A 20,728-nucleotide genomic window follows, 5' to 3' on the forward strand; every position below is an offset into this window, starting at 1 on the left:
GCGAAGCGAAGACCTTTGTCCATAGCGATTGGGTGGATAAGCTCTACGCCCATCTCAACGTTATCACCAGGCATTACCATTTCAGTACCGTCTTGTAATTGGATTGCGCCAGTTACGTCAGTAGTACGGAAGTAGAACTGTGGACGATAGCCGTTTAGGAATGGTGTGTGACGACCACCCTCTTCTTTGCTCAACACATATACTTCAGCGTCAAACTTGGTGTGAGGAGTGATTGAACCTGGCTTAGCTAGTACTTGGCCACGTTGTACGTCTTCACGCTTAGTACCACGTAGTAGTACGCCACAGTTTTCGCCTGCACGACCTTCGTCAAGCAGTTTACGGAACATCTCTACACCAGTACAGGTGGTTTTTTGAGTGTCACGGATACCAACGATTTCGATCTCGTCGCCAACTTTAACGATACCAGATTCAACACGGCCTGTTACTACGGTACCACGACCTGAGATTGAGAATACGTCTTCGATTGGCATTAGGAATGCTTTGTCGATGTCACGCTCTGGCTCTGGGATATAAGTGTCTAGTACGTTTAGTAGTTCTACAACAGCTGGTTGGCCGTATTTTTCTTGTGAGCCTTTTAGGGCTTCAGTAGCAGAACCTTTAACGATAGGAGTGTCATCGCCTGGGAAGTCATAGTCGTTCAATAATTCACGAACTTCCATTTCTACTAGTTCAAGCAATTCTTCGTCATCAACCATGTCACATTTGTTCATGAATACGATGATGTACGGTACGCCAACCTGACGTGAAAGCAAGATGTGCTCACGAGTCTGTGGCATAGGGCCGTCAGTTGCAGATACGACTAGGATTGCGCCGTCCATCTGGGCCGCACCAGTGATCATGTTTTTAACATAATCGGCGTGACCTGGGCAATCTACGTGAGCATAGTGACGGCTGTCTGTGTCATATTCTACGTGTGAGGTGTTGATTGTGATACCACGTGCTTTTTCTTCTGGTGCTGAGTCAATAGACGCGTAGTCTTTGGCTTCGCCACCAGAGGTGATTGCAGCTACGGTTGCGATTGCAGCGGTAAGGGTTGTTTTACCATGGTCAACGTGTCCGATTGTACCGACGTTGACGTGTGGCTTGTTACGTTCAAACTTGGCCTTTGCCATGGGTATTTCCTCTTTTTTTGGTGAATGATCAATAAAAAGCTGTTTAATGGCTCATAATAGAATTAAATCATCATAAACCTAGCTATCAACCGCACGAACCACTGCTTAAACAATGCTCCGAACTAATTCTTGTATCCGTTATTATACGCTGACTTGTCTTAAATAGTCATACATCTCTCAATCGAAATCAACTTCTCTCTAACTAGTAGATATAAAGCTCGATTTCTTATAACCGTATAATTATCTTGATATGCAAGGTCGCGATATTAGCTGACCGACATCATCAAACAATCCGTAAAATCCGTTAACATATGGAACAGCAATCCAATTCCAATGATATTAAAAGGCTTACGAAGAAAGAGTAAAACAAAATACACTAGCATCGCATAATAAGTATGTAACGGATGAAAATTAATGCTACATCTATTTGCCTGAAATATTGGGTTTGCTACCAGATGATCTATATCAACCAACATGGTCGCAAGCAAAATCAGATATGCTTTTTTCCACTCTTTTTTAAAAAACGCAATCGCAATAAAAAGAGGGAAACCAAAGTGCAAAAAATAATGTATGAATGTCTGCATACTGACCTATTAGTTTTAGTCTTCTCTATATAAGACCATCAAAACCAATATTTATTAATATACTGACAGCACTAAAAGGCAACACCTCAGTGTCACCTTTGAATCATTGTCTACCGCACTACTGTTATATATTTCAATATTCTATAATTTCGATATCGACGTAAAGTTATATAAATAGCAAAACAAGCATAAAAGGTATAAACAATAAATGGAGCTCATATCGAGAATTGAACTCGAGACCTCTCCCTTACCAAGGGAGTGCTCTACCGCTGAGCTATATGAGCGTATATTGAAACCTTTGAACTGCACTAAAAAAAATATCACGATGCAGCAATAATTACTGACTCTCGTGATGATTTATTGTTATGCTTTGCGATGGTGTATATATGGAGCGGGTGGCGGGAATCGAACCCGCGTCATTAGCTTGGAAGGCTAAGGTGTTACCATTATACCACACCCGCATTTACTCTTATTCAGGATAACTCTAATCGAGAGTTATGAGATATAGAGAGTATGCTTGGCGCTATGACAAACTTTAGAAAATATGGTGGTGGGGGAAGGATTCGAACCTTCGAAGCTTTCGCGACAGATTTACAGTCTGTTGGGTTTGACCGCTCCCCAACCCCACCTTAGGTTGCTTTGAACAAAAATGACTTACATTTAAGACAAATTCATAAAAAGCTACTTTAAGAGAGATGGTGCCGACTGCCGGGATCGAACTGGCGACCTACTGATTACAAGTCAGTTGCTCTACCAACTGAGCTAAGTCGGCTTGTTCTCTTAAAGTGGTGGCTATTCTATCAAATTTTTTGAGATGCGCAAGCACTTTTTCATATTTTTTTAAATTAATTTGATATAAATATTTAAGTCACTGATTAAGCTAGTTTTTTTATAAATAAAAATATGACGATAAATTGGCTTTTTACTTGCAGCCTTTATTTTTGCCATATCACTAGCTCTTTAATTAGCGAATACGCAAGCCATTACAGGCCATTTCTACCGCTTTTATTAATGCCAATGCTTTTTTATTGGTTTCATCCCATTCTTTTTCTGGAACAGAATCAGCAACAACCCCTGCTCCGGCTTGAATATGTATCTCACCACGGCGCATCACCGCAGTACGGATAGCAATGGCAGTGTCCATATTACCATTCCAACCTAAATAACCGACTGAACCACCAAACACCGTTCGACGTACTGGTTCTATCTCATCGATAATTTGCATGGCACGGATTTTGGGTGCACCCGATAGCGTCCCAGCTGGGAAAGTGGCACAAAATACATCTAGTGCATCTTTGTCAGCTCGTATCGTACCCTCAATATTAGATGCGATATGCATCACTTGTGAGTAGCGCTCTATAAACATCTTTTCTGTGACTTTGACACTGCCATATTCGCAAACGCGGCCAATATCATTGCGACCCAAATCAATAAGCATCAAATGTTCGGCTGTTTCCTTCTCATCATTTAGCAGCTCTTGCTCAAGCGCTAGGTCTTCAGCCTCATCTCGGCCACGTTGCCGTGTCCCTGCCAGCGGCCTTACCGTCACCTTGCCATTTTCGATACGGGATAGAATTTCAGGAGAAGCACCGATAATATCAAAGCGTTTGTGATCATCGAGTGTATAGCCATGCACCAAAAACAGATATGGTGAAGGATTTAGGTAGCGAAGCGCACGATAGACGGCTAGAGAGTCACCTGTATAGTCCGCTGTCAAGCGCTGCGCTGGTACTACCTGCATAACGTCACCTGCGGCAATGTAATCCTTTATTTTATCGACATCACTACAGTATTTTTCGGCACCTGTTTGCGATATAAATTTAGGCGTAGGCATCACAGGTGCTCGCAGATTTGATGGCTCTGCTAGCTTTTCCTCGATTTGTTCTAGCTCACGAATAGCTGAACTGTAGCCATCCTCAGACTGGCAATCAGCATAGACGATGATTGATAGCGTATTCTCTAAATTATCAAATACAATAACGCTCATCGAAAGCATCAGCCACATATCTGGCATCGACATTGGATTGGGCGCATCAGATAAGCCGACACTTGGCTCAATAACACGTACCATATCGTAGCCAAAGTAACCTACTAGACCGCCGCTAAAGCTCGGCATCGTCGGCACATCTTCAGCGGTTGGCATTTGATACTGCGCCATCAGCTCACGCAGGTAATCAAAAGGATTCTCTACCGCCTCTGTATCGATATGATCGTTTCGTTTGGTCGTCATATTGCCATCAGCGTACTGCAAAATCAGATCGCTACCCAATCCAATCATGGAGTATCGTGCCCAGCGCTCACCGCCTACCACAGACTCAAACAAATAGGCAGAGCCGTTTAGATCACGCACTTTGGAGAATACAGATACGGGAGTCTGCGCATCCATCAGACGCTTTTTTACTAGCGGTGCGTGACTAAAGCCTCTATCTCTAAAAGCTTGGTATTCTTCAAAAGTCATCATAATAGCAATCTCTTAGCACCTTATAGGCAATAATAAAACTACAAGCTGCTCTAAAAATATAGCGCCAATATTCGCTAAAATATCGACGCTACAATAAGTCATTTGTTTAAAAAACGGTAAGTACAACAAGGCTCTCGATCAAAAATTACGACAAAGACCTAGTGTAGAATTGAATTATGCACCGCCCATATTAAACAACCATAAGGCCAAACCGATAATTAGAATGGTCACAAATACCCATATAAACCAGCCGCCGCTCGCTTTTTTCTCTACATGACCTGCATGTGCAGGGTTGCTGATTTCTTGATCCATCGCATTATTACCTTCGGTACCAAGATCGCGCGGCTGCCCTAAATTAGCCGTACCTGAAAACTGGGCACTAGCTGCTTGTTTGGCTTTTAAAACTTCAGGGTCAGCTTCTTCTTGTAACTCTGTTTTTGTTGTTTTGTCGTGTTCGTCTTGGACTGCTGGCTCTTCATGCACTGCTGGCTGCTTTTCTACCACTGGCGCGCTATCAGTAGATGCTGCCTGTGATGGCTCTGTAGACGACACAGCTTCTGTTTGGGTTGCTGTTGGTACAGATGTGTCATCTACCCCTTCTGTAGCAACTGGCGTTTCTTCTACTGGCGTAGGCGATGCCGCATCCACGTCAGACAGTACTTCATCAATCCCTGTTTCTTTGACAACTGGCTCTGTAGCAACGGCTTCTTTAGTAGCTAGCTCTTCAACAGCTGGTTCTTCAACAACTGGTTCAACGGTTTCGTGCGTAGGAGTGACTGATTCTTCGGTCATATCTGAGCCGGTATCTACAGGTACAGTATCATCTGTAGCAGGTAACATTTCTTCGATACCAGTTTCTTTGATCACTGGCTCATTACCTGTTTGCTCTATGATCGGCTCTTCTTCAATTAGAGCTTCTTTGCTGGAACTTTCTTCAAGAACGTTTCCCTCAACTATCTGCTCTTCAGTCACAGACTCACTAGCAGGGGTTTCTGGCACGACCGCTGTGTCAGCATCTTCATGTGTATCTGCTACTAGCTCCTCTGTAGTCACTGGCGCAGCAGATGCCTGTACTTGAAAGCTAAAACTTGCAAAGCCAAGCGTATCATTTGCTTTGAGATGACTAGATTCATTACCTGCAATACGTTGCTCATTAATAAACGTACCATTAGAAGAGTCTAAGTCTTTTACGTACAGCTGACCGTCTAACACACTGAGTACCGCGTGATTGCGAGAAACCTGCTTGCTACCTAGGACTACGTCGTTATCACTACCACGACCTATAGATAAGCTATCACTAACCGTCAGTGTTAGGTCACCTAGCGCTTCGGTCAATGCATTTAGCTGCCAAGTTGTACTTGCTGCCGTATTCATACTATCTGTCTCGTTTGTCATGTTATAACTCCTTATTTTTCTATTGAATATCCAATGATGCTAAAAATAATAACTCTAAAATATTACTGCCAATTTGTGATAAGTATTGTCGCTATTTCTTTAATAATAGTTGCCTAGCACGGTTTATTAAGTACTTTCCTCAGACACCATACAGTATTTACTTTGGTATAAAGTGAGGTTTTATAACTTTGTCGAGCTTGTTATAGGGGATATTAAGAATAGGCATACCGTAAGCATATGGGCCGATAGAATAATGCTGGTAACGAATGCTAACGCCTGTATCAGTCAAGGTCACATTATCGCTCAACGTAAATGGCCAGTTTTTCTCATAACTGCTCACGTCTTCGGCAACCGTTTTAACCCACGTTTTATAAGCATCATAGGCAAGTGCCTCAAAACGAGGTTTTTTACCTGAGATAAGCATGTCGTCAAGCGTGACCTGCTTTTTGGTACTTGGGTCAAATACTAGGTACTCGCTATAAGGCATGCCGTGTGCACCGCCAGTATAGACATAGGAACTAATCTCAAACAGTTCAAAATCATCGACATGACCTAAGTAAATGGGCGCTATCATTAAATTATAACCCCACGACACATCATCAGGCATATCTTGAAATTGCGAGCTCACAAAGCTATCAAGAGCAGCCGTAACTTCCTTCTTGCTGCTTTTACCCTTGATAGGTGCTGACTCTGTCATCTGACTATTAACGACCATATTATCGATACGGGCATTGGCAATCTCATCTGTCCAGTTTTGACTGCTTTTGAGATATTTAACTTCAATCTCTGGACAATTATCACGCTTGTCACACGTCTCTTGTATATTACTGGGTAGTTGATACGGTAGATATTCAGTGCTGCTAATAAAGTTTCCTGCATTTACCGACGTACTAACGGCACTTAACAGTAGGCTGCCAGTCAACATAGCAATTGAACGTCTCTGGCTTACCTTTATCGAAAATAGATCAGCCGATATCGATTTATCATCAGTTTGAGTCGTAGTGTGCATATGTCCTCTTTTATAAATATAAAATGTTGTTTATCATTCTACCGTAACAATTGCACTGTATTGTAGGAACACTGTTCACGTTTTTGAGGTGATGTAAGCGAACGATTATCTGACTCTTACTACTTAAATCGTAAATACAGGCAATAAAAAAGACACGGCTGGCGTGTCTTAATCAATAAACGATATAAGCGTATAAATAAATTTAATGTTCGCGAGTGCTACTAAAAGTCACTTCTGGATAGCGGTCTTGCATCAGTTGTAGATTGACACGTGACGGTGCAAGATAGGTTAGATAACCGCCCCCATCTAATGATAATTGGTCATGGGCTTTTTTCTTAAATTTCGCCAATGCTACTTCGTCATCACAATGAATCCAGCGTACTGTAGCTATCGATACTGGCTCAAAAGTACACTGAACTTTGTACTCTTCTTTTAGACGATGCGCGACCACTTCAAACTGTAGGACACCGACTGCGCCTAAGACCAAGTCATTATTAATCTGCGGCATAAAGACCTGCGTTGCACCCTCTTCGCTCAACTGCTGCAGGCCTTTTTGCAGGGCTTTTGATTTAAGCGGATCTTTTAGCACCACACGGCGGAACAATTCAGGGGCGAAATGTGGAATACCCGTAAAGCTTAACTCTTCACCCTCAGTGAAGCTGTCACCGATAGAGATGGTGCCATGGTTATGCAAACCAATGATATCACCCGGATAGGCTTCTTCTAGCGCCTCGCGGTCACCTGCTAAAAAGGTCAAAGCATCAGCAATACGTACGTCTTTACCCAGACGCACGTGCTTCATTTTCATACCCTTTTCGTACTTACCAGAGCACACTCGCAAGAACGCAATACGGTCACGATGACGCGGATCCATATTGGCCTGAATCTTAAAGACGAAGCCCGTAAAATCTGTCTCGGTGGCTGATACTTCACGCTCAGTCGTTGGATGGGCTTTTGGCGGCGGAGCATATTTGACCAAGGTATCAAGTACCATGTTTACCCCAAAGTTACCCAATGCCGTGCCAAACAATACTGGCGTCATCTCGCCAGCCAAAAATGCTTCAACACTGAACTCTTCTAGCGCCATCTGTACCAGCTCAAGCGACTCTTCAAAAGCGTCAAACATCAACTGTCCTAGGCGCTCACGGATATCTGGATAATCGTAGCCTTCTCGGGTCTCAGAGACCGTCATCTTGCCGCCATTACCTTTTTCATAAAAGTAAGTTTTGTTTTCAGTCAAATGATAGACGCCAATGAAATCTTGACCCATACCGATAGGCCAAGTCACTGGGATACATTTGATTTTTAGAACGGCTTCGATTTCGCTAAGCAATTCAAGCGGCTCACGAATCTGACGATCTAGCTTGTTGACGAATGAGATGATAGGTGTATCGCGCATACGACACACTTCCATCAGCTTGATGGTTCGTTCTTCGACACCTTTTGCGCCATCGACCATCATCAGCGCACTATCCACTGCGGTCAAAGTACGGTAAGTATCTTCACTAAAGTCGGCGTGACCTGGGGTATCTAGTAGGTTGACCATATGGTCTTTATACGGAAACTGCATGACAGACGTCGTAATCGAGATACCACGCTCTTGCTCCATGCTCATCCAATCTGAGGTTGCATGACGATCTGTCTTACGGCCTTTTACTTCGCCCACTACCTGAATCGCTTGACCCCACAACAGGAGTTTTTCGGTCATGGTGGTCTTACCAGCATCGGGATGCGAGATGATGGCAAAGGTGCGGCGCTTAGCAACTTCTTTGTTTAATTTCTTTGGATCTACGCTCATAATTTTCAGCTTCAACAGTTATGTGATTTAGAAGTGACTCTAAATAAATAAAATAAATAATGGGCGTATTGTAGCGGATTTAGCATCAGGGTGCAGAATTAGCGTATAAAAAAACACGCTCCGTTATTTAAACAAAGCGTGTTTTTGGGCTTTTAAATTGTGATCATCCTGCTTGAGTAGCACGACTAATAGCCATCAATTCATCTCAGTAGTAGCGTTCTATTTGCTCAGCTAAGAAGTCGCCAGCCACCTCATTGACGATTGTACAATCGACTACGTCAAAACGACTGTCCGTATTCGGGTCAGTACTACCTTTGGCGACATAATTTGCCTCATAAATATCCTTCCCATATTCAACACCACTATATTCATAGGCAGGTTGATTTTTATATTCAAAGAACATCACTTGCGCCGCTTTTAGTTTACTCCCTTTGCCAACGTCAAACTCAGACAGTCTATAATCTCTATCATCACTAAAGCGTCGTTCGGCAGCTTCGATCCATTCACTTAATGACGAGTATCCTGTCTTATTTTTGTCGTTGAATGCCCAAAATGATTGCTCGCTTGTCACGACTGGAATGTAACAAACGGAGCCTTCAGGGAAAGCAACATTGGATGGAATTTCTGAGTAGTTGCTCAAATCGGTGAGAATACCGCGGCGTTCTTCGATATTCGTGCCCGTGCTATAACTGCGGGTCGTTAAGCCCGACAAGTCCAGTGTTTGATAGGTGGTTTGATAGTCCAGTTTGTTATTACTGTTTTTTTCATAGATAGGGCGTTTGACCGTGCGACCATTGACTCCGATGTCTTTGTTTTCGAGTCGACCTTCGAAATCATCTGCCAGTACCGTTCTGTCTAAATCATTTAGGCTCTGGTTGCTATAACTGTTGATGAGATTGGTAGTTTTGATGTTGCGCGCACCAGTACGATACGTTTCATCAATTCGCGCAATTGCCGTAGCATTGGCTTTGCTATCGTAACTATTAGCAAAGCTTGTCAATGTAATCTCGCTACTAGCCGTCCCATAAGCGCCGTCTTCTTCCTCGCATCCTATCAAAGCGAGCGTCGTCAAAAAACAAACACTAGGTATCGCAATCCATCTATTCATCAAACAATGTCCTTATGATTCAGATTTCTATTATCTGTACTGATAATATATATGGCTCATTACCGCTATTGCACCTCTTTGACGACTGTACAATAAGCTTGTAAATCTAGAAACGAATAAAACTGTGCCCGAAATCTCATTTACAAACTAGTAGTATATATTTACTCCCAATGCACTGAGCTGCGCCTGCGATTTGTTATGCTAGGTTTCACGTTGAGATTTACCATTCAGATATAAACATAAAAACTCACAACAAAGGATGTGTTATGAAAACTCTATATTCTACCAAAGCAACTGTCGTGGGCGGCCGAGCAGGTTCAGTCAGCTTGAACGATAACGATCTTAGCATCAACATGGTACCACCAGGCTCCGGAAAAGAAGGTAATAATCCAGAACAACTTTTTGCTATGGGCTACAGCGCCTGCTTTGATAGTGCACTTGGTGCAGTCAAACAGATGGAAAAGGCAAAATTTGACTCGACTACTTCAATAGAAGTAGATTTACTACAAGGCGAAGGCCACGAATATAAACTGGCTGCTAAAATTCATGTCATTGGTGAAAATACAGACTTGTCAGCGGATGAGTTTCAACAGTTAGTTGAAAAAGCGCATCAAGTATGCCCATATTCTAAAGCCACACGTGGTAATATCGATGTTGAAGTCTCTTCAGAAGTAAAATAACGTATTATGAGATCCATTATCAACTAATAATGAAAAATATATTAATTATAAAAGAACCCAGTTAGTCTGGGTTCTTTTTTTGTTTGAAATCTTGGTGAAAAAGATTATCGCTACAACATCTCGTAACGGTTAAGCAGTTCGGCACGCGCTGATTTTATCGTTATAATAAGCGTATATATTTTTATCTAATAGCTGATAAGTGACTTTTATGACTGATAATATAGCTGACAATACCGCCGATAACGACCACAACTCCCATCAAGCACTCGATCCTAAAACCTTACCGAATTTTGACGATATGCCAAATGTGGCACTGATGGATACCAGTCACGTAGACAAAGATCAGCCGCCCTTTATCTTAGTCGACGGCTCGTATTATCTGTTTCGCACCTATCATGCCCTCCCAAAGACCATGCAAAACTCGCAGGGTCTAATCACCAATGCGATTCGCGGTACCTTGAATGCGCTGCTAAAACTGATGCGTCGTTATCACCCTACTCATATGGCCGTCTGCTTCGATACAAAGTCACCGACTTTTCGCCATCATATGTCGCCTGACTATAAGGCCGCTCGTCCGCCTATCGATATAGAGCTGGTAGAGCAAATTCCTTATATTCATCGTTTGGTCAGCGCCTTGGGTATTCCGCTATTACGTATCGAGGGTGCAGAGGCCGATGATATCATCGGTACACTTGCCTATCGTGCCGTCGAGCAAGGTCACCATGTGGTCATCTCAACGGGCGATAAAGACATGATGCAGTTGGTTAATGACTGCGTAATACTAGAAGACAGCTTTACTGGTAAAGTCACGGATACACCAGCGGTGATCGATAAGTTTGGTATCAATCCAAATCAAATGATCGATTTCTTAACGCTAATGGGTGATGCCTCTGATGGTATCAAAGGTGTACCTGGCATCGGTAAAAAGACCGCTAAAGACCTACTCGTTGAGTATGGTGATATTGAAAACATGCTCAAGCACATTGGCTTTATCAAAGGTCGCGGGGCGAAAGGTCTGATCGAACACGCCGACGATATTCCTTTTAATAGGAAGCTAGCCACCATCGTCACCAACTTAGCCATCGGTCAAGATTGGAATGATCTAAAAATCAATACCGACCCTTGTGCGCATATAGATGAATTGCGCGACTTATATAATGAGCTTGAGTTTAGAAATGAGCTGGCATCGCTCGATCATCCAAATCACCCTGCCAATGGCTCTAAAAGTGTTGCTGATAGCCAAGCCAATACTGAGTCACAGGCACAGGTAGCAAAATCGCTCCAATCGACCAATACTGACAACATCAAAGACAGTACTAACCATGATAAAGCGTGGCACACTGTACTCGATGAGCCAGCGTTTGATAGCTTGGTCGAATTGTTAGAAGCTGCTCCGCATTTTGTCATTGATACCGAAACCACTAGCGTTCATTGGCGTGATGCACAAATCGTCGGTTTATCTTTCGCATTGCAAGCACACGAAGCCTATTACATTCCGCTTACGCATAGCCTAGAAGGTGATGAGCTAATAGCCAAGCAGCTTGATCGCGATACAGTATTAGCTCGCTTAAAACCTGTCTTAGAAAATCCTAATATCGGTAAAATCGGTCAGCATCTAAAGTATGATGCGCATATCCTCGCTCACTATGATATCGACCTAGTTGGCGCCATACATGAGCAGCCAAATAACTGGGCAATGGACACCATGCTTGCCAGCTACGTCATCAATGCGGCAGCTACTCGCCACGGTATGGATGATTTGGCACGTCATTATCTACAAACACAAACCATCAGCTTTGAAGATGTAGCAGGTAAAGGCGCTAAGCAAGTTACCTTTGACCAAGTGGCCATCGATATCGCGAGCGACTATGCTTGTGAAGATGCTGATATCACCTATCAATTATTTGACGTATTCAGCGTTGAGCTGGCTAACGATGCCAATAATGCCAAATTGCTACACGAGCTAGAGATTCCAACAGCAGAGATACTTTGCCAAATGGAAGCGCATGGCATTTTGATTAAACGTTCATTCTTAAACGAGCTGTCAAAACGCTTCGATGAAGAAATCATCGCCCTAGAAAAACGCGCCTATGAAGTGGCAGGTGAAGAATTTAACTTAGGCTCTCCTAAGCAATTAGGCGAGATGCTGTTTGAAAAGCTAGGCGTCGCTGGTGGCAAAAAAACCAAGTCTGGTCAATACTCGACTGGTGAGGCTGTACTATCAAAAATCGATCATCCATTGGTCGATATTACGCTAGAGTATCGTGGATTATCTAAGCTCAAAAGTACTTATACTGATGCGCTGGATAATGTCGCAGATAGCGAAACCGATCGCGTGCATACTAGCTACCATCAGGCATTAACGAGCACTGGGCGTTTGTCATCGACAGATCCTAACTTGCAAAACATCCCAATTCGTACTGCAACTGGTCGCTTAATTCGTCAAGCCTTTATCGCCCCAGAAGGTCGCGTTATTTTGGCAGCGGATTATTCACAAATTGAGTTGCGTCTAATGGCGCATTTCTCAGGTGATAAGAACCTAACTCATGCCTTTAACGAAGGATTAGATATTCACGCAGCCACCGCTGCCGAAGTGCTTGGTAAGGATGTCGCTGACGTCACCTCGACCGAGCGTCGTAATGCTAAAGCCATTAACTTTGGTCTGCTATACGGGATGAGTGCCTTTGGACTTGCCAAGCAGCTACAGATGAGCCGCGGTGAAGCACAAGACTATATCGATATGTACTTCGAGCGCTATCCGGGTGTCAAAAACTATATGATCAATACGCGTGCCAGTGCCTATGAACAAGGCTATGTCGAGACGATATTGGGCCGTAAGCTCTATACGCCTGATATCAATCATAGTAACCGTATGGTCAAGCAAGGTGCTGAGCGCGCGGCGATTAACGCCCCACTACAAGGCTCTGCTGCTGATCTAATCAAACTTGCTATGATTGCCGTTGATAAAGTGCTGCCAAAAGAGCAAGCCAAAATGCTGCTACAGGTTCACGATGAATTGGTGTTCGAAGTGAATGCCGATAAAGTAGACGAAGTTAGCCAGCTAATTACCGATGCTATGCAAGATGTATTGACGACTACGGCAGTAGAAAAAGGCTGGAACGTCGACTTTGCAGTACCTTTACTGGTCGAGACCGATAGTGGTCAAAACTGGGATGAGGCGCATTAATAATTAACTGCCATTTAATCAAGCATGTAAGGCACGATTATTTATATATCTTGCAGATATGAGAGTTTTTGATAACTGATACTACAATAAATCATTATATATTGTTTATATTAACAATCACTTATGACCAGTTAGTTATATTTCATAACAGTAATATCTAGGTACGGGGTTTATAATAGGTCATCTGTTAAACATTAACTATTCGATATTTTTTGCTTTAAAGTGAGCCTTTGGGCTCACTTTTTTGTTTTTAACACATTCTTTTGATACGCAGGAGCCAGTTATTTTGAGTTCAGATGGCATCATTGAAGTCCCTGGCATTATACTTTTGATAGTATGCCTATTGCGCAGTTCACAGTATTTTATGAAAAGTCATGTCAAACAAATTAAGGCTTTTTGGCTAGGAGCCGTACTTATATTTGTCTCTGTCATTCGTCGAGAGTTGAACTATCTACCAGACTTACTGGTTCCAAGCGATTTTTTGATGCTTGGTCAGTCTTATGACTGGTGGGAGGACAGCGTCCTTACCCTTATCTATCTCGTCGCCCTTGGTTTGCTGGTCTACTCGAGGCATTACCTATGGGCAGTGCTAAAAAACGTACCCGTTTCGCTCTATCTTAGCGTTACTGTACTTGCTATCATTCAGTACATGGGCGAGAACGCTATTATGTTCCCGCATACATTTGGTGAAATTGTCGAAGAGCTGGCTGAGACTGCAATCTACGGTATTGCCTTGACCTATTTATGGCGATTTAAACTGGCTGACTATGAGTCATGTCTGGTTCAGAAGTTAAACTATAAGTTCAACCACGCCAATAATTAAAACTATAAGTTTGATTTCTTATGTAGCGACTTTGTTATCTTACAAAGACTTAGTAGAAATTTCATAAACAATTACGGCTACTCATCTTGAGTAGCCGTTTTGCGTTCTAATCATCGTCTTACATTTTTTGAACATCCTGTCACACCTTACTACTAGTGAAAAGTTGATTAAGCGTACAAACTGAGAAGCATATTATCTACATTGCAATGAGCGATGCTTTAACAAGCCAGCGCGATATTTTACTTCTAATGATGGCAACATCTAATAACTACAATAAGGAATTATTCATGGAAAACTCAAAAAATCCACTACCAGAAGAGATGGATCATATTGACGGTAATCGTCGTGACAACAATGACAACGTCGATAACTTAGATAACAACAATCAAGATGAACAAGACAACCAATTGGTCGATTTGGACAATCCTATGCTGCATACCATCGATAACGATGATGTGATTGATAATAGTGCGGGATTTAATAACTCAGAAGTCGGTAGTGATGCGACCCAAGGGCTGACACCTGCGCATCGTCAAAATATCGATGAGTCACGGGTCGATGAGATTTTGGTTCAAGACAACCTTGATGACAGCGATTATCCAGATGCGATGGATATTGTGGATAGAGAAGCGGCCGAACGTAGCAACGATGATGACTTTTAGCACTTAATACGATTGTTGACCTACCCCTCTAAACCAAAAAAGCACGCTTAACTATATTAAGCGTGCTTTTTTGGTTTTACTATTCAACTTACTGAAACAGCGCCTCTTAATTGACTAAACCCAGCCATCTAGCGTGCCAGCCCAACCTTTTATCAAAGGCAAGCTCAACGCTTCAAGCAATTCAATATGTGTCTCATCAAGGTTTAGTGCAGGAATATAATGATACTCTTGCCCGCCAGCATTAAGGAAGTTGTCACGGTTTTCAATGGCTAACTCTTCTAGTGTCTCTAGACAGTCTGCTGAAAACGCCGGACTGATTACCTGTACCGAGCGCACACCTGACTTACCCCAATCTTCCAACACCACATCGGTATATGGCTTAACCCACTCTTGCTTACCAAAGCGTGATTGGAAACTGATAATCCATTCGTCATCGTTCAGGCCAAGCTCATGTGCCACTTGCGCAGCCGTACATTTACAACGTTTAGGATACGGATCACCTTTATCAGCATAAGGCTGCGGGATACCATGAAAACTAAACATTAACTTTTCAGGCTTGCCATGCTTCTCTTGAAAACGGCGAATAGAGTTGGCCAAAGCTTGAATATATAGCGGATGGGCAAAGTAGTCTTTGACAATCGTATAGTTTGGCAAGTTGCGTTGCTTGAGCGTCCACTTCGTCAGCGCATCATATACGGCACCACCTGAAGAGGCAGAGTACTGTGGAAACAACGGCAGAATAACAAAATGATCAACCCCTTCACCACGTAGCGCATCCATAACGTCAGGTAAACCAGGGTTACCATAGCTCATCGCAGGATGCACGGAGACTCGAAATGGTGCCACACTATCAGCCAAACGTGGTTCTAATAGCTCAACTTGGCTTTTTAGTATTTTACGAATTGGTGAATCACCTTCCCAAATACTGGCGTAAGCCTTTGCTACGCGCTTAGGACGACTTGGTAAGACAAATAGATTCAGAATAATAGCCCATAGGAATTTGGGAATCTCGATCACTCGTGGGTCTGACAAAAACTGTTTGAGGTAGCGACGTACGGCAGGTGCCGTTGGCTCATCTGGGGTACCAAGATTCACTAACAAAACGGCAATACGTGGGGGCAATTTAGGTTTCATAGCAGCACTTTATTAGCAGTAAGTTATTAAGGGTTAGGTCAAAATAATAAGAGACGATACTGTTAAGACACAGTTGAACGAACACCTCATTAGTGTAGCATTTTATCTATTAATGACGCGGGCTAAAAGCGCCCCTATACAATTTGATACGCAGTTGCTATTTATTGACTCTTGATTACTTGATGCTGGCGGCTTACTCGTTATTCATTTATAAAGTATGTTCCATAAAAACTACGATCGATGCGCTCGAAAGGCGCGCTCGACGGTTGTACTCCAACGCGCATCACCATACAATAGGCAGGCCCAGTTTATAAAAACCGTGTAGGTAAAATAGCCTGTTAGTAATGTGCCATTTTGCTTTTATTTTATTGATGATTGTAGTCTTGCGAGGTAGCTTTGAACGCACGCTCTGATAATACCAGTGACCAGCATCCTAATTCACAACCTCACCCTAATAGCTCAGCCAATATTGAAAGTGCTGTAGGGTCTGTGGGTGTCGTTACGCCCCAAAATTTTCATTTCGCGGAGCCCTTAACGTTAGAATGCAACCGTACCCTACCCTCGTTTGACTTGATGGTAGAGACTTACGGTACGCTCAATCGCGATAAATCAAATGCGATTCTGATTTGCCACGCGTTATCTGGCAATCATCATGCAGCTGGCTTCCATAGTGCTGATGACAAAAAAGCAGGCTGGTGGGACAATATGATTGGCCCCAATAAAGCAATTGATACCAATCAGTTTTATGTAGTATGTGTCAATAATATCGGCAGCTGTTTTGGTTCAACAGGGCCTACCACTATTAACCCTGATAGCGTTGATTCGGATAGTGTTAGTTCGGACAGCCTTGATGCAAATAGCAGCGATGAGCCGCAAGTGTATGGCCCTGATTTTCCGCTGATCACCATCAAAGACTGGGTAAAAACCCAAGCAATGCTCTCAGATCGTCTAGGCATCGACGTTTGGCATGCGATTGTTGGTGGTTCAATGGGCGGTATGCAAGCGCTACAATGGTCTGTTGATTATCCAGAGCGGTTAAAGCGCTGTGTGGTCATCGCCAGTACGCCAAAGCTATCTGCTCAAAATATCGCCTTTAACGAAGTGGCGCGCCAATCTATATTATCCGATCCTGACTTCAAAGACGGGCGCTATATACAAGAAGGCACTTATCCTCGTCGCGGACTGATATTGGCGCGTATGGTTGGGCATATTACCTATTTAACTGATGACGCGATGAAAGCCAAATTTGGCCGTGATTTAAAATCAGGTAAATTCATGTATGGTTACGATGTCGAGTTTCAGGTCGAAAGCTATCTACGCTATCAAGGCGAACGCTTTAGTGAAAACTTCGATGCCAATACCTATCTGCTCATGACCAAAGCCTTAGATTACTTTGATCCGACGCGCGACTATCCAATACGCGACTACCCATCAACGGTAGCAAAAGATACTACAGAGTCGGCAGTGCAAATAGAAGACTCAATCGCGGCGTCAGTCGAATCTAGCAAAGCCAATGCACAGAGTGAGTTAGAAGATGCAGTGACGACGATTGAAGATATTGAATCTGATCGTCAGCTAGAGCTTTCTGCGCTCAAAGCAGCCTTTGCCCATACACAATGCCAATATCTGGTCGTATCATTCACCACTGACTGGCGCTTTGCACCTGAGCGCTCGCAAGAGATTGTCGATGCGCTGATGGCCACTGGCAAACCAGTCAGCTATATCAATATTGACGCGCCGCACGGACATGACTCATTCTTGTTTGATATTCCTCGCTACATGGGTGCGGTTAAAGGGTTTTTGACTGCGCCATTTATTACCCCTAGCCGCCCAGCCACAGGAGAGCGCTCATGAGAATGGATCACCAACTGGCAGAGCGCTGGATTGCGCCGCAAGCACATGTACTGGACTTAGGTTGTGGCAATGGCGAGCTACTTGCCCACTTACAGCAAAAACTAGGCGTAACAGGTTACGGACTAGAGATTGATGAAGACAAAATCAATGAGGCAATTGGCAATGGCTTGTCAATTGTCGAGCAGGACCTCAACGATGGTCTAGCGCGCTTTGCTGATAACAGCTTTGACACGGTCGTCATGGCACGTGCCCTACAAGCAGTAAAAGCACCTGACGAGTTGTTGCTTGATATGCTGAGAGTTGCCCGTGAAGCAGTCATCACTTTCCCTAACTTTGCGCATTGGCAAAACCGTATTCATTTAGGGCTAAAAGGTATGATGCCTGTCTCTGAAGCGCTGCCTTACGAATGGTACAACACGCCGAACATTCACCTATGTACCTTTAAAGATTTTGAACTGTTATGTGCGCAGCATGATATTCATATTATTAATCGTTTTGCCGTTAGCGATTCTGAGAAAGGTCACACACCGCTAATGAAAGCGTTAATAAGACAAGCCCCTAACTTTTTAGCAGACGTCGCTATCTACCGAGTGACCAAGAAATAACCGGTGAATGCTCAGCTGTCTTTATGTTTTATAGAATACCAAACAGTGCTGTACGTACTGATATTAACCTTAATAGATTGTTAACTTAATATAATTTTTTAGTAACTGTCTGATTTTGTTAAGGACAATCAAGTACAAACGTCTATGAGACCTTGTAATTAGTATTTGAGTTTCGTAAGTTTGGGTGTTAAGCTAGCAAAATATTGTCAGCCACCCCACTATTACGACCGTTTGTCTAATCAGTTAGGGTGAAATCTCTGATTTAGAGATGACAACCCCCTTTTGCTAATGATTAGGTAAGTTCATATCGCAAGATTCCACCTAATTGTTATCGCCGTCTGACTGTCTTTAGCGAGACAATGTTTAGCGGTACAATTCTTTTTGCTTATTAACTGCCTAATTTTGGAGCTGCTATGAAATTATTAAAAGCTGCGTTGTTTACTGCATTATTTTCTTGTGCTGGTTTAGCCAATGCTGAGTTAATATCAAACGTACCGCTTGATACCTCACGTTTTGAGCTGATGCCTGTGAGCGAGTTGTCTAGTCGTGCCGCCCAAGGTAACGATCACGCTCAGTTCTATCTGGCCAAGCGTTTGCAAAAAGGTGAAGGTATTGCGCAAAATACCCAACAAGCAATCCAGTGGTACACCAAAGCCGCTCAGCAAGGTGTTGCCCCTGCTCAGTTAAACCTTGCCATCATGTATTTGCGCGGCGAAGGTGTACAGCCTAACTTGCAACAAGCCCGTCTGTGGTTAGAAAAAGCTGCGATGCGTGGCGATAACCGTGCCAGTTACACGCTTGCGCTATTAGATGAAAAGCAAAAAAATCTGGTCGATGCCTATAAATGGTATGACTTGGCTGCCCGTGATGGCATGTTAGACGAAAAAGTCCGTAACAAAGCACGCGGTAAAATTGGTCAGTTGGCATTAAACTTATCAAGTGATGACATCGCCAGTGCTCGTAGCAAAGCAGATACTTGGTTCCAGAGTAAGTAAACTCTAACTTTCGTATTACGAATTGAATATAAAAAAAGCTCAGTATTTTACTGGGCTTTTCTGTTTTCTATAACATCAAGCCAAGCAATACAAACTATTCAAAACCCATCTAAAATTTGCTACACTACGCGCGCATTAATCAATTCCACAATTGAGATAATGTTATATACCTATCTACTTTTTTATTATCATTGCACTAGGTTTGCGACCTAGCCAGCAGGAGAAAGACATGAGCATCAACAAAGAAACCGCGATAACTGACAACAATTCAGCCCCTGTATACGATAGTGTAACTAATAATATCGTCGTTGCCGCACTATATAAGTTCACGCGCTTTGCTGATTTTGAGCAATATCGTGAGCCTATCCTAAACACTATGCTCGATCACGATGTGAAAGGTACGTTGTTACTTGCAAGCGAAGGCATTAATGGTACGATTTCTGGTACGCGTCAAGCTATCGATACCGTACTTGGCTACCTGCGCAGTATTGAGGCAATTGGTACGTTTACTTTTAAAGAATCCTATACTGACGCACAGCCTTTTTATCGCACTAAGGTAAAGCTAAAAAAAGAAATCGTTACCATGGGTGTCGAGAATATCGATCCATTGGAATCCGTTGGTCGCTATGTAAAGCCAAGCGAGTGGAATGCGTTGATCTCAGATCCCGAAGTTACCTTGATCGATACGCGTAACGATTATGAAGTGCAAATCGGCACCTTCCAAAATGCAGTCAACCCAAACACTGAAACGTTCCGTGAGTTTCCAGAATACGTTTCAAAAGAGCTAGACCCAACCAAGCATAAAAAAGTGGCAATGTTCTGTACAGGTGGTATCCGCTGCGAAAAATCTACTGCCTATTTACGCGAGCAAGGGTTTAAAGAGGTCTATCATTTAGAAGGCGGTATCCTAAAATACCTAGAAGAAGTTCCTGCCAGTGACTCTATGTGGCAAGGCGACTGCTTTGTTTTTGATAATCGAGTTTCGGTCAACCACAACTTAGAAAAAGGCAGCTACGAGCAGTGTTTTGCTTGCCGTATGCCGATCACTGTCGATGACATGCAAAGCCCTGCCTATATCAAAGGCGAGTCTTGCCCACACTGTATCGACAAAGCGACCAACGAGCAAAAAGCCCGTTTCCGTGAGCGCGAGCACCAAATGCAGCTAGCCAAGAAGCGTGGCGAAGCCCATATCGGTAGCGACGTGATGGATGTAATTGAAAAGCGTAAAGCCGCTAAGACGGAAGCGCGTCTACAAGCGGAAGCTGCAAACAACACTAAAGCGAACTAAACTTAGCATTAG

General features: G+C 43.2%; 16 protein-coding genes and 4 tRNA genes. 8 read left to right on the forward strand and 12 right to left on the reverse strand.

Features of this window, described 5'->3' with window-relative positions; all coding sequences use genetic code 11:
• The 11 genes from tuf to FQV37_RS04710 form a co-directional block, all read right to left on the reverse strand.
• On the reverse strand, positions 1-1,133 hold a 1,133-nt coding region (gene tuf / locus FQV37_RS04665), incomplete at its 3' end, for an elongation factor Tu (RefSeq protein ID WP_160021489.1).
• Positions 1,134-1,399: 266 nt separating this feature from the next.
• The gene (locus FQV37_RS14215; RefSeq protein WP_167514297.1) at positions 1,400-1,717 is read right to left on the reverse strand and encodes a DUF6122 family protein; all 318 of its coding nucleotides are present in this window, start codon (positions 1,715-1,717) and stop codon (positions 1,400-1,402) included.
• A 209-nt stretch (positions 1,718-1,926) separates the two neighbouring features.
• Positions 1,927-2,001: transfer RNA gene (locus FQV37_RS04670), tRNA-Thr, on the reverse strand.
• Between the two features lie 103 nt (positions 2,002-2,104).
• Positions 2,105-2,178, reverse strand: a tRNA-Gly gene (locus FQV37_RS04675).
• A gap of 84 nt (positions 2,179-2,262) precedes the next feature.
• Positions 2,263-2,346: transfer RNA gene (locus FQV37_RS04680), tRNA-Tyr, on the reverse strand.
• A 67-nt stretch (positions 2,347-2,413) separates the two neighbouring features.
• Positions 2,414-2,489, reverse strand: a tRNA-Thr gene (locus FQV37_RS04685).
• 192 nt (positions 2,490-2,681) lie between these two features.
• Complete coding sequence (trpE, locus tag FQV37_RS04690; protein ID WP_160021490.1) at positions 2,682-4,178, reverse strand: anthranilate synthase component I; 1,497 nt, start codon at positions 4,176-4,178, stop codon at positions 2,682-2,684.
• A 174-nt stretch (positions 4,179-4,352) separates the two neighbouring features.
• Complete coding sequence (locus FQV37_RS04695; RefSeq protein ID WP_160021491.1) at positions 4,353-5,573, reverse strand: FHA domain-containing protein; 1,221 nt, start codon at positions 5,571-5,573, stop codon at positions 4,353-4,355.
• A 157-nt stretch (positions 5,574-5,730) separates the two neighbouring features.
• Complete coding sequence (locus tag FQV37_RS04700; RefSeq protein ID WP_160021492.1) at positions 5,731-6,582, reverse strand: RsiV family protein; 852 nt, start codon at positions 6,580-6,582, stop codon at positions 5,731-5,733.
• A gap of 202 nt (positions 6,583-6,784) precedes the next feature.
• Positions 6,785-8,380, reverse strand: a complete 1,596-nt coding sequence (locus tag FQV37_RS04705) for a peptide chain release factor 3 (RefSeq protein ID WP_057758477.1) — start codon at positions 8,378-8,380, stop codon at positions 6,785-6,787.
• 205 nt (positions 8,381-8,585) lie between these two features.
• The gene (locus FQV37_RS04710; RefSeq protein WP_160021493.1) at positions 8,586-9,488 is read right to left on the reverse strand and encodes a hypothetical protein; all 903 of its coding nucleotides are present in this window, start codon (positions 9,486-9,488) and stop codon (positions 8,586-8,588) included.
• 266 nt (positions 9,489-9,754) lie between these two features.
• Here FQV37_RS04710 and FQV37_RS04715 point away from each other — a divergent pair, with 266 nt between their 5' ends.
• The 4 genes from FQV37_RS04715 to FQV37_RS04730 all read left to right on the forward strand — a co-directional run bounded on the left by FQV37_RS04715 (position 9,755) and on the right by FQV37_RS04730 (position 14,840).
• Positions 9,755-10,168 (forward strand): organic hydroperoxide resistance protein, encoded by a 414-nt coding sequence (locus tag FQV37_RS04715; protein WP_114701143.1) that lies wholly within the window; start codon positions 9,755-9,757, stop codon positions 10,166-10,168.
• 208 nt (positions 10,169-10,376) lie between these two features.
• The gene (gene polA / locus FQV37_RS04720) at positions 10,377-13,355 is read left to right on the forward strand and encodes a DNA polymerase I (protein ID WP_160021494.1); all 2,979 of its coding nucleotides are present in this window, start codon (positions 10,377-10,379) and stop codon (positions 13,353-13,355) included.
• Positions 13,356-13,719: 364 nt separating this feature from the next.
• Positions 13,720-14,178 carry a hypothetical protein gene (locus tag FQV37_RS04725; RefSeq protein WP_240990945.1) on the forward strand — a complete coding sequence of 153 codons (459 nt, stop codon included), beginning with the start codon at positions 13,720-13,722 and terminating at the stop codon, positions 14,176-14,178.
• Positions 14,179-14,465: 287 nt separating this feature from the next.
• Positions 14,466-14,840, forward strand: a complete 375-nt coding sequence (locus tag FQV37_RS04730) for a hypothetical protein (RefSeq protein ID WP_101204249.1) — start codon at positions 14,466-14,468, stop codon at positions 14,838-14,840.
• A 114-nt stretch (positions 14,841-14,954) separates the two neighbouring features.
• On the opposite strand, the gene hemH is transcribed toward FQV37_RS04730, so the two are convergent.
• Positions 14,955-15,974: a ferrochelatase gene (hemH, locus tag FQV37_RS04735; RefSeq protein ID WP_160021496.1), complete on the reverse strand. Its 1,020-nt coding sequence runs from the start codon at positions 15,972-15,974 to the stop codon at positions 14,955-14,957.
• A 468-nt stretch (positions 15,975-16,442) separates the two neighbouring features.
• On the opposite strand from hemH, the gene metX reads away from it, so the two are divergent.
• From metX to trhO, 4 genes are all read left to right on the forward strand, one after another.
• A complete protein-coding gene (gene metX, locus FQV37_RS04740) occupies positions 16,443-17,828 on the forward strand; it encodes a homoserine O-acetyltransferase MetX (protein WP_160021531.1) in 1,386 nt (461 codons plus the stop codon).
• Positions 17,825-18,433 carry a methionine biosynthesis protein MetW gene (gene metW / locus FQV37_RS04745; protein ID WP_160021497.1) on the forward strand — a complete coding sequence of 203 codons (609 nt, stop codon included), beginning with the start codon at positions 17,825-17,827 and terminating at the stop codon, positions 18,431-18,433. Before metX ends, metW begins: the two co-directional genes overlap by 4 nt.
• Positions 18,434-18,846: 413 nt before the next feature.
• Positions 18,847-19,428 carry a tetratricopeptide repeat protein gene (locus FQV37_RS04750; RefSeq protein WP_057758462.1) on the forward strand — a complete coding sequence of 194 codons (582 nt, stop codon included), beginning with the start codon at positions 18,847-18,849 and terminating at the stop codon, positions 19,426-19,428.
• A 229-nt stretch (positions 19,429-19,657) separates the two neighbouring features.
• Entirely contained in the window at positions 19,658-20,716 is a 1,059-nt protein-coding gene (trhO, locus tag FQV37_RS04755; protein ID WP_160021498.1) for an oxygen-dependent tRNA uridine(34) hydroxylase TrhO, read from the forward strand.
• Positions 20,717-20,728: the final 12 nt, after the last annotated feature.

The organism is Psychrobacter nivimaris (assembly GCF_009812035.1).
GTDB classification, from domain to species: domain Bacteria; phylum Pseudomonadota; class Gammaproteobacteria; order Pseudomonadales; family Moraxellaceae; genus Psychrobacter; species Psychrobacter nivimaris.

Coding starts and splice junctions, on each gene's coding strand:
- FQV37_RS14215 (WP_167514297.1), bottom strand. CDS start 1,717: ATGCAGACATTCATACATTATTTTTTGCACTTTGGTTTCCCTCTTTTT.
- trpE (WP_160021490.1), bottom strand. CDS start 4,178: ATGATGACTTTTGAAGAATACCAAGCTTTTAGAGATAGAGGCTTTAGT.
- FQV37_RS04695 (WP_160021491.1), bottom strand. CDS start 5,573: ATGACAAACGAGACAGATAGTATGAATACGGCAGCAAGTACAACTTGG.
- FQV37_RS04700 (WP_160021492.1), bottom strand. CDS start 6,582: ATGCACACTACGACTCAAACTGATGATAAATCGATATCGGCTGATCTA.
- FQV37_RS04705 (WP_057758477.1), bottom strand. CDS start 8,380: ATGAGCGTAGATCCAAAGAAATTAAACAAAGAAGTTGCTAAGCGCCGC.
- FQV37_RS04710 (WP_160021493.1), bottom strand. CDS start 9,488: ATGAATAGATGGATTGCGATACCTAGTGTTTGTTTTTTGACGACGCTC.
- FQV37_RS04715 (WP_114701143.1), top strand. CDS start 9,755: ATGAAAACTCTATATTCTACCAAAGCAACTGTCGTGGGCGGCCGAGCA.
- polA (WP_160021494.1), top strand. CDS start 10,377: ATGACTGATAATATAGCTGACAATACCGCCGATAACGACCACAACTCC.
- FQV37_RS04725 (WP_240990945.1), top strand. CDS start 13,720: ATGAAAAGTCATGTCAAACAAATTAAGGCTTTTTGGCTAGGAGCCGTA.
- FQV37_RS04730 (WP_101204249.1), top strand. CDS start 14,466: ATGGAAAACTCAAAAAATCCACTACCAGAAGAGATGGATCATATTGAC.
- hemH (WP_160021496.1), bottom strand. CDS start 15,974: ATGAAACCTAAATTGCCCCCACGTATTGCCGTTTTGTTAGTGAATCTT.
- metW (WP_160021497.1), top strand. CDS start 17,825: ATGAGAATGGATCACCAACTGGCAGAGCGCTGGATTGCGCCGCAAGCA.
- FQV37_RS04750 (WP_057758462.1), top strand. CDS start 18,847: ATGAAATTATTAAAAGCTGCGTTGTTTACTGCATTATTTTCTTGTGCT.
- trhO (WP_160021498.1), top strand. CDS start 19,658: ATGAGCATCAACAAAGAAACCGCGATAACTGACAACAATTCAGCCCCT.